This window comes from Klebsiella sp. D5A (assembly GCF_001620885.1).
Taxonomy (GTDB): Bacteria; Pseudomonadota; Gammaproteobacteria; order Enterobacterales; family Enterobacteriaceae; genus Klebsiella; species Klebsiella variicola.
This window is the reverse complement of the sequence record NZ_LOAR01000023.1, coordinates 69,572-77,940: the sequence shown is the minus strand read 5'-3', so window position 1 is coordinate 77,940 and position 8,369 is coordinate 69,572. Positions and strand designations below refer to the sequence as shown.

General features: G+C 52.9%; 6 protein-coding genes. All 6 read right to left on the bottom strand.

All coding sequences use genetic code 11. The features are described 5' to 3' along the window. Positions 1-77: 77 nt before the first annotated feature. Positions 78-3,146 (bottom strand): host specificity factor TipJ family phage tail protein, encoded by a 3,069-nt coding sequence (locus tag AS136_RS24570; RefSeq protein WP_063267080.1) that lies wholly within the window; start codon positions 3,144-3,146, stop codon positions 78-80. Next, positions 3,143-3,523 carry a hypothetical protein gene (locus AS136_RS24565; RefSeq protein WP_063267079.1) on the bottom strand — a complete coding sequence of 127 codons (381 nt, stop codon included), beginning with the start codon at positions 3,521-3,523 and terminating at the stop codon, positions 3,143-3,145. Before AS136_RS24565 ends, AS136_RS24570 begins: the two co-directional genes overlap by 4 nt. 10 nt (positions 3,524-3,533) lie before the next feature. After that, positions 3,534-4,016: a DUF1833 family protein gene (locus AS136_RS24560; RefSeq protein ID WP_063267078.1), complete on the bottom strand. Its 483-nt coding sequence runs from the start codon at positions 4,014-4,016 to the stop codon at positions 3,534-3,536. Beyond that, on the bottom strand, positions 4,003-4,476 hold the full coding sequence (locus tag AS136_RS24555; protein ID WP_063267077.1) for a hypothetical protein: 474 nt from the start codon (positions 4,474-4,476) through the stop codon (positions 4,003-4,005). The genes AS136_RS24560 and AS136_RS24555 overlap by 14 nt, the downstream gene beginning before the upstream one ends. A 299-nt stretch (positions 4,477-4,775) precedes the next feature. Then, positions 4,776-5,111 (bottom strand): hypothetical protein, encoded by a 336-nt coding sequence (locus tag AS136_RS24550; protein WP_063267076.1) that lies wholly within the window; start codon positions 5,109-5,111, stop codon positions 4,776-4,778. 83 nt (positions 5,112-5,194) lie between these two features. Then, entirely contained in the window at positions 5,195-8,308 is a 3,114-nt protein-coding gene (locus AS136_RS24545; protein ID WP_063267075.1) for a phage tail length tape measure family protein, read from the bottom strand. Between the last annotated feature and the right edge of the window lie 61 nt (positions 8,309-8,369).

The window sequence follows — 8,369 nt, the reverse complement described above, 5'->3', positions numbered from 1 at the left end:
TGTTTTTTGCTCCAAAAAAGGCGTTCGCCCAAACGAGGGTTTGAGCGAAAGAAAAGTTGAAAGGGATTTTTTTGGTATTAAGCAGCGTCGCCGGGGTATGTGGCGTCGTCGTACTGGTAGAACGATTCGAGGTATTCTTTAGCGGTGACCTGACAGGTTCCGTCAGACTGCGGGGCGATCTCCTCTACAATGGCGTCGTAGACGTGGCGCGTTGAGCCGCAGAACACCAGGCGGATCGGCTCGATGGTTGCCGACGACAGGTCAACCCGCATGGGATCATCAAACTCGCTCAGGTGCGGGACTGACAGCTGAAAATCACCCACCCTGCTCGCTACCATCAGCCCGGATGCAGAGCCATCCTGATAGCGGATCAGCGCGCGGGGATTTTCGAAAGACCAGTCCAGCGGCTCCGTGACGGTGAACGTTGTCACGCCACCCGCCGTTGTCATCGCCTCCACCAGACAGGAAATCGTGTTGTTGCCCGGAATATCATCCGTGAGCACTATGCGATCGCCCGTGTTGTAGCACAGCGCGTCCAGCTCGGTAGTGGTCTGGAACGTCACCCGCTGCTGCAGGTATTTCATCAGGCGACGCATGCCGATCTGGTAGGCGTGATCCTGATTCAGTACCCCATCGAGTTTGTAGTTCTCGATTTTCACCGGCGTGGGATTATCAGGCGTCCGGCATTTAACGGTCTCCTCTGCCCAGGTAGTCCCGTTGATGTACGTCACGTCGACACCATCAAAATCATCGTCGGACGGTACGGTAAATCCGCTCTGCAGCTCCTCCACCATCTCATGCGGAGTGATCACGCCAGTCCAGGGCTTAATCCCTTCCCTGTTTACCGTCGCCAGGCCATCGCTCAACAGGAAGCGGGACTTCCCGGCATTGGCTATCTTCTGCAGCATTTCCAGCGCTGAGATACTGTCGCCCGTGGCGAAATCGAAATACTCGCCCCGTGGCGTCCAGTACGCAGACTCCAGCGCGTTGATGGTGTCGACATCCATTTCCAGCCCAAGAGAGTTCGCGACATGCAGCAGCGCTCCCGAAATGGTTCTGGCCGTTCCTGAGTCGTAGGCCCGCGTGGCCACAATATTTACGCGGCGGTCCGACTGCGCCGCCAGCTTCCCGCCCGTCTCAACGGTCACCGCCATCAGCGACACGCCGGGATAGGATGAAGGGCGCGTCAGCAGTCGCCCGCGCAGTGCCTGCCAGTACATACTGTCTCGCGCGTTGTTTGAGCCCTGCTCATTGCGCCGGCGACAGCGAACCTCTACCAGCCCCGGAGAGCTGAGGGTGATCCGCTCAGTGAATCCCAGCCCGTTGACGTTTTTCAGCGCATACTCGCCCTGGTGACTCACCCACCCCGATCCGGAACCGTAGACGCGATACTGTATCTCCCACTCCACGTGGCGGATCCGTTTTTTGCCCTTACTGTCAAAGCCACAGATGCCGTTCGGGAAGGAGAAATTCACCTCGAACGCATCCACTACTTCATTTTCAGGGCATACGAGGAACGGCCCCAGCCAGCTCAGCGTGTCGTTAAGGCCAGTGGCCTCATAGTCAATCATCGTCCTGGCGGTGAAACCCGGCCATGACTCATCAACGGCACCGTTAACCAGGCGCGCCACCGTCGCCGTCGTGCCGTCGGCAGAGACAATGCGGTACTCATTCCCGCGGTGAGCAAGTGAAAGCCGTTGCACCCCCTCCGGCATGCCGGAAAAGGCCGTTCCCGTGGCGCTGTTATAGGCAAGCGTCACATTCGCCGTTACCGCCGGGCTGCCGCCGGTTGATGCCGTGCCGGAGGTGTAAACCGGGGCATCACCGAAAACAGCTGCAGGCAGCGAAGAGGACGTGATCTCCCCACCCGCGAACGGACTGGCCGACTCGGTTATCAGTACGCTGCCGCCGTTGTCCTGCGCAACCAGGCCGGAGCCGGTGAGTCCCTCGGTGATGGCCGCCAGCAGTCCCGACATCGAGACGTAGTTAGCCACCAGCGACACCGGGTAGGTAACCCCCTGCCAGGTGATCGTGAACGTGCTGGAGCTGGTCGAAAAATCGTAGGTGGTCGGGGCCGCACTGGCCTGGACTTTTGCCGCACTCCCCCCGGTGCCGGGCACTGCAGCCTGACCGGGGGTATATGACGCGATAAACAGATCGTAATCGACAGAGTTAAACCCCAGCGTCACCGGCATACCTACTACCGGCGCGATCTCCGTCAGCAGCGGGCTTGCGATAACGCTGTATCCGGCCGCCGTGGTGATCTGGTAGTTCGCCGGGGCTTTAAGTTCGACCACGGCGCCAGCGACCCAGTTGGGCGGCAGTGCGTTATCGTTCTCGTCATTATCGTCATCATCATCCGTATCCAGCCCCGTAAACGTCACGCTCGATCCGGAGACGGTCATGCTGTCTGCGATAATGTCGTCTGCGTCCGGCGACGTCTGGGCCATATCCAGCCCGGTGCCGGATGACGTCCCGCCCACTTCGGTGGAGTTGACCCAGTTTTCGCTGCGCTCATCACCGGAAATGTCCGCGCCTGGCGGGTAATGGGTGCTGCTGAATCCCGGTAGCGTTGAAGCTGGCGTACTGCCAACCCTGATATCGCCATTGGTATAAATCAGTTCACCGACACCGAGACACAGCAGCATCTGGACGCGCATTTTCGTAGGATCGGCGGCATCAAACCGGGTAACCGACTGCACCACATAATCAGGGTAGATACGCACCCGGCCAAATACCTCACGAATGGCATCACCGAGTTTTGCGGTGTTGGCCCGCGCCGGGTTCAGGTCGAGACTCCGCCCTGTGGATGAGGTATAGCCGCCCGTATCGATGGTGCTCATCATAAAAAGCGAATAGGCTGCAGCGGCAACGGAGATACCGACACCTATCCACGCAATGGTCGCGGCCTCCAGCCCGAAGGGGACCGGATAAAGCCGTACATCACTATCAGGGCGGACTATGCAAGAAGCCCACTCGCCTGGCGGAATTGACTGACCCTCAACCTCAACGGTCAGCGGTGGGACATCCCGGTCGGTATAGTTTTCGACATTGGCAACCAGCCAGCTGCGAATGCTCGTAACACCATGCTCATGCGTTTCGAGTGGTTCACCGGGAAGCCGGGACGGGTAAAAACGAATGGTCATTGCCAGAACTCCACTTTGACAAATCGGCGCTTAAACCGCGGCAACGGCAGAAAGGTGACGTTCGTACCCGGGTTGCATTCCGCCACATGCAACAGACCATTGATACTGACTACGATCCCTACATGGGTGACAGTCGACCCGGAATAACAGGCCACCCCGGCCCCTTCGCAGGGTTCGCAGCGCTCAAGGGTAAGCATCATCCGGCGCGCTTCCCGATCGAGGCCGCCGTCGTCTTTGGTGACCCCGGCAAAATCGGGCCAGACGGGTAAATTCAGATCGCGGCGTATCTCGTTCACAATGCCGAAACAGTCGAGCTGCGGATATACGCGCCCGCCCTTCAGCCAGGTGACTGAACGGTATTTATCAGGAATAAACATGATGGATTCCTTAGCTGATATAACGCAGTCCAGGGAAGACAGGGAGCGTGTAGCGGTAACGCGGCCAGGCAGTATCGAGGATGTTCATGTAACCCGCTGTGATCTGAACCTCTGTCGCCGTCCAGGAGCCCGACTTGATTTTCAGCGTATACGGCACTGCCGCAGGCGCTGCTAAATCCGTAGAGATATAACTCCGGTACGTCAGCCATGCAGGCAATCTGTTAGCCAGGGCATAGCGGATCGCCGTGGACACATCACCATCGATATTGCACAGGGCAAATTTGAGGTCCTGCGTGCCGTCCGCATTGCGCGCCGGCAGCGCAATGTCTATCGCACAGGCGGTAAACGTTACGGTATCACCGTTCTCCGTCGTCGCCGTAATATCCTCGTAGCCCTGACACAGGTAGTGAATATCTGAGCCAACGGTGATCTGCAGCGTTTCAATGATCACCTCCGGCCCGCTGCTGGCGTAGAGGCGTTTAATCTGCGTCATGCTTCGGCCACTCCTTATTCAGCGCAATATCCAGCAGTGAGCTGCCGACGATCCATTCCGGGTAATTACCCCATGGGGCAGGAGCAAGGGGGCGCTCCCATAATTCAAGCGTTGCCGTGTACTTCCAGTAAATCGGGGCCACCAGCACCGGTCCCTGATAAATATCTGTGAAGCGGCATTTGTAAAACTTAATGCCCGCCGGCGTCTGCAGCTTCATCATGAACCACGCTGCCCCGTCAGATAACGCATCACGGAACCAGGACTCAAACGCCAGGCCCTGCGCATCGGTTTCCATAAACCAGGTGATGCTGGCCTGCGTCGGCGTGGACGTAAAAGACCGCCTTTGCCTCGCGCGACCGGTGGTTAACTGGGTTCGTTTTAACGGGCTTACAGGCTGAAATCCGTATCCTTCCTGTAATGGCAAAGGGAGGCTTTCATGTGGGTAGTAGATATCAGTCATGCAGTCTCCCGGTAAAGTATCTCGAATAAAATTTCACCATTAACCTCAGGAGGGTATTCATTTCAGAATAAAGCACGATGGAATCGAAGAAATCTCTGATTTTTGGTTCAGATTAACGGAGATAAAAATCTTATTAAATCGACACAAACACACAAGGAGATATATTTACCAACTCATCTCAAGAGAAAAAACAGCATTATCAATATATTAATTTTATTGACTTTAATGTGAGCTTACATTGTTTCGGCACAGCCCCACATCAAAATAAAAAAGGGCGATGTGCCGACAGGCAATATACGTCAATGTGACTGCTTGTTTAAAAGCAACTCCTGAAGAAGAAGCGCAATAGAAACAAAGATCAAAACCCCACAAAAAACAATTTTTGCAAAATCATAGTTAAACACGGTTGTAAGCGTATCATTATTATATAAGTGATTATGCCTATAGGAATAAGTTGTGTAGATGTCATCGCATATTTCAAGAATTCCACCGACTATCAAAACAAGCCAAAGAAATGAAAACTTCACTCGGACCTCCTTACTTTTACGTCTCCTATTGAAGATAAGTCCGCCAATAAAAAGAGGAATCATAAAAGCTATGAAGTCTTTAAATGTAAATGTTAACAACGCTTCCATTAATAAGATCCTTGTGTTTTCTTGCACCTACTCAGATTGTTAGACTTACCTACCTAATCAAGTCTCAGCTAATGCAGTTTAGCTTACCTAGGACCGTGTCGTGTATAGTTTCCTTTTAGAGCGTTGCCAAAAGCTCCTTGTGGCATGGTAACCTCCTTTGTGAGTTCACCTTTTAACTGCCTGGAAAGCTGTCGATTATTCTGATTGAGTGTAGCGCTCAACTGCTCCGGAGTAATACCCTGGAGATGAAACTCCTGATTAATCGGCGCGTGTACAGTTGTTTGCCTACGGTTATCGCTGTTAACGTTCTGAACACCAGTACCAAACCCTGTACGCCCCAGAGTTGCATCAAGCGGTTGGCCATTTCGAAGTGCCTCAAGCTGAGACACGCCGATCCGGTTCGTTGATGCCTGGTCGAAGACGTACTCTCCTTTGTGAACAATACCCGCTGGCTGATACTTACCACCGGGGCCTGTGTAACCGCCGGAGGCGAAGCCAACACCTGAAACAGCCTGGATATTTGAGACGATACTGGCAGTCTGCGCAGCGATTGAGGCCATAGCGATGATGTTGGCCGGATAAGGCGCGCTAACTGCACCGCTTGCTATAGCCTGCTGGATTTTCACCATTGAGTCCGCGATAGCGAATGCCTTGCTCGCAGCAAAAGCGACCTTGTAGATTGCCGATTGCTCACCAAACCCCGTTCGCATGATTTCAGCGGTGCTATCAAACAAGGACTGCGTGGCCGCAGATATGATGGTGTTTTTCTGAGCTTCTATGACCTGATTTGCATCCGCTGCACGCTGACGAATAGAGGTCATTCTGGCCTCACCCTCGGCAGTTATTTCACCGGCCTTCGCATAAGCTTCCTCCTGAGCTGCCAGCCAGCGCTGGAGCTCTTGCTGAGCCTGGTCATATTCGTTGATTTGCCCCTGCATCCCCTCAAAAGTTCCTGAGAGTCGCCCTCCTGTGGGTGTCAGGTTTCCTACAACATTACGAACCGTCGAGGGCAGTTGCATATCGGTGTTTTGATAAATATCTGCCCGCGTTTTTTCATATTCACCGGGTTTTAGTTGCCCGGTTGCTTTGGCCTTCTCCAGCAGTTCAAGACGGGTTTTAAGCAGATCGTTGGTCCGCTCATCCTTCGTCTTTACCTGTTCCTGCATCTTCCGATAATCGTCCAGGGTTTTTACGGAATTTTGCAGTGCCTCCTGCTGCTTATACGCCTGGAGGATTTCATCTGAACGGGAAAGGATCGACTTCTGGTCAGCGGTGAGCTGCGTTTTAGATTTGAGGTCAGCAATCTGCTGCTCGAACTTGATCCGAGCCTGTGTCGCGCTATTAAGCTTGTCACTGGCATCCAGCTGGGACTGCATGGCAGCAGTCTGCTGGTTTATCTGATCAAGCAGCCGGGTTGATGCGTCCTCTGTATAGGCTTTTTCTTTGTGGGTCTTAGGCTGCCCAGCTTTTTTGGCCTGCTCAAGTTCCTTTTCTCTTACAGCAATTAGCGCATTGGCCTGTTCGATTGCTTCTTTATTTCCTGAGAAAGCAATTTTTCTGGACTGTGCTCTTGCCTCCTTTAACCGAGCTTCTGCACCGGCAACCCTGTCTGCCGCCAGATACTCCTTATTAATCCAGTCAACGGAATTTTTTACCGCCTTATTACCTTCAATGGTAAGTGTGTTCATCGTGGTTTGCAGATCTAATGCCTGGCCGATAAACCTCATCGTAGGGTCAATTGCGCCACCAAGCGCTACGTTTTGCCTACCCTTATCCGCTGCTGTGTAATAATTTTTGACCTCAATAGCTGCAGCTGTCCACGAATCACCTATTTTCAGGATCTCCCGTCGATGCTTATCAATATCAGCATTCAAGGCGGTGAAATTAGCAGAGTCCTTGTATTGGGCTACCTTTGTCCTTGCCTCGTCATAACTAAAACCAACGTCGATAAGCTTATTTATTGCTTCGCTCGCACCATCATTAGTCGTTATAAACATACTACTGACTTCATCAATCGCCTGACCAGTCTTGTCAGATATGGCAACCATATTAAGCGCCAGCCGTTCTGCAGCATCTCCGTTAGCGCCAAGAGACGTTGTGGCTATTTTTGTCGCAGCATCAATTTCCTGTCGGTTCTGATAGACGGCATAAGTTAGCAACCCAACTGAAGCAGCTGCTACGCTATAGGGATTAACCAGACCCATGACATATGTGCCAACGCCCTTAATCGCTGGCCCAATGCCGCCAAACATATCTTTGAGCTGACCGCCCTGCTGCATAAGAACCATAAACGGTGACTGCCCGGTAGAAAGACCGACAACGATATCGGTCATCTGAGCAGGGATCATGCGCATAGCGTTGGCAGTCTGAGCTGCAGATTGGCTTGTTTTACCCAATTGCGCCTGGGTTTTCTCCAGAGCATCGCGGGATTCTGCAAGTTTACTGTTGAGGCGATCGTAAGCCAGGGGCGACAGCATCCCGGATGTTTTAGCTGTATCCAGCTGGCGCTGCTGCTCGTTAAGGCGACGGAATGCTTCACCTACGGGATCTATTTGGGCCTCAAGACGACGCAGTGCATTTACCTGCTCATCATGTGCTTTTACAGCCTCGCGCTCGGCTTGTGCTTCGCCAGTGACTTCCCGACGAGTCTCCTGAAGTTTTTTGCTGTATGCATCATATTGGGAAGTATTAATTGCGCCCGATTTAAAGGCAGTATTCAGTTCACTTTGTTGTTGTTCAAGATTGCGAAGAGCAGCTGCCAGAGGGTCGATTTTATCGAGCATTCTCTGGAATGCATCAGCCTGCGCCTCCTGCTGCACAGCAGCCAGTTTGCTGGCCTTCTCTGCTTCTCGTTGAGCTTGTGCAACACCACTTAGTTCCTCAGTGGTGTCATTCAGCATCTTAGACAGCGAACGAAACTCTTCCTCGTCAATTAGACCCTTATCGAAGTATTTTTTTAGCTCACTATAGCGGCGACCGACTGTATCAATTGCAGCACCAACCGGATCAATGGCTGCTCGTAATTTATTGAGAGCATCTTTTTCATCGTCAGTCGCTTTTGTCACTTTGAATATGCTGGTTACGGCCTTATCACCAGACTGAGTCATCTTATCAAGCGCAACAGTAAGGCTGTCAGCCTGCTTCTCTGCCCCGGAGCTGTCCAGGCGTATCGCTAGCCGTGATTCTTGTTCTGCCATTTACCTTATCTCCGGGCAATAAAAAACCCGCCGATAAAGCGGGTTAGGAAATACTTAAAAA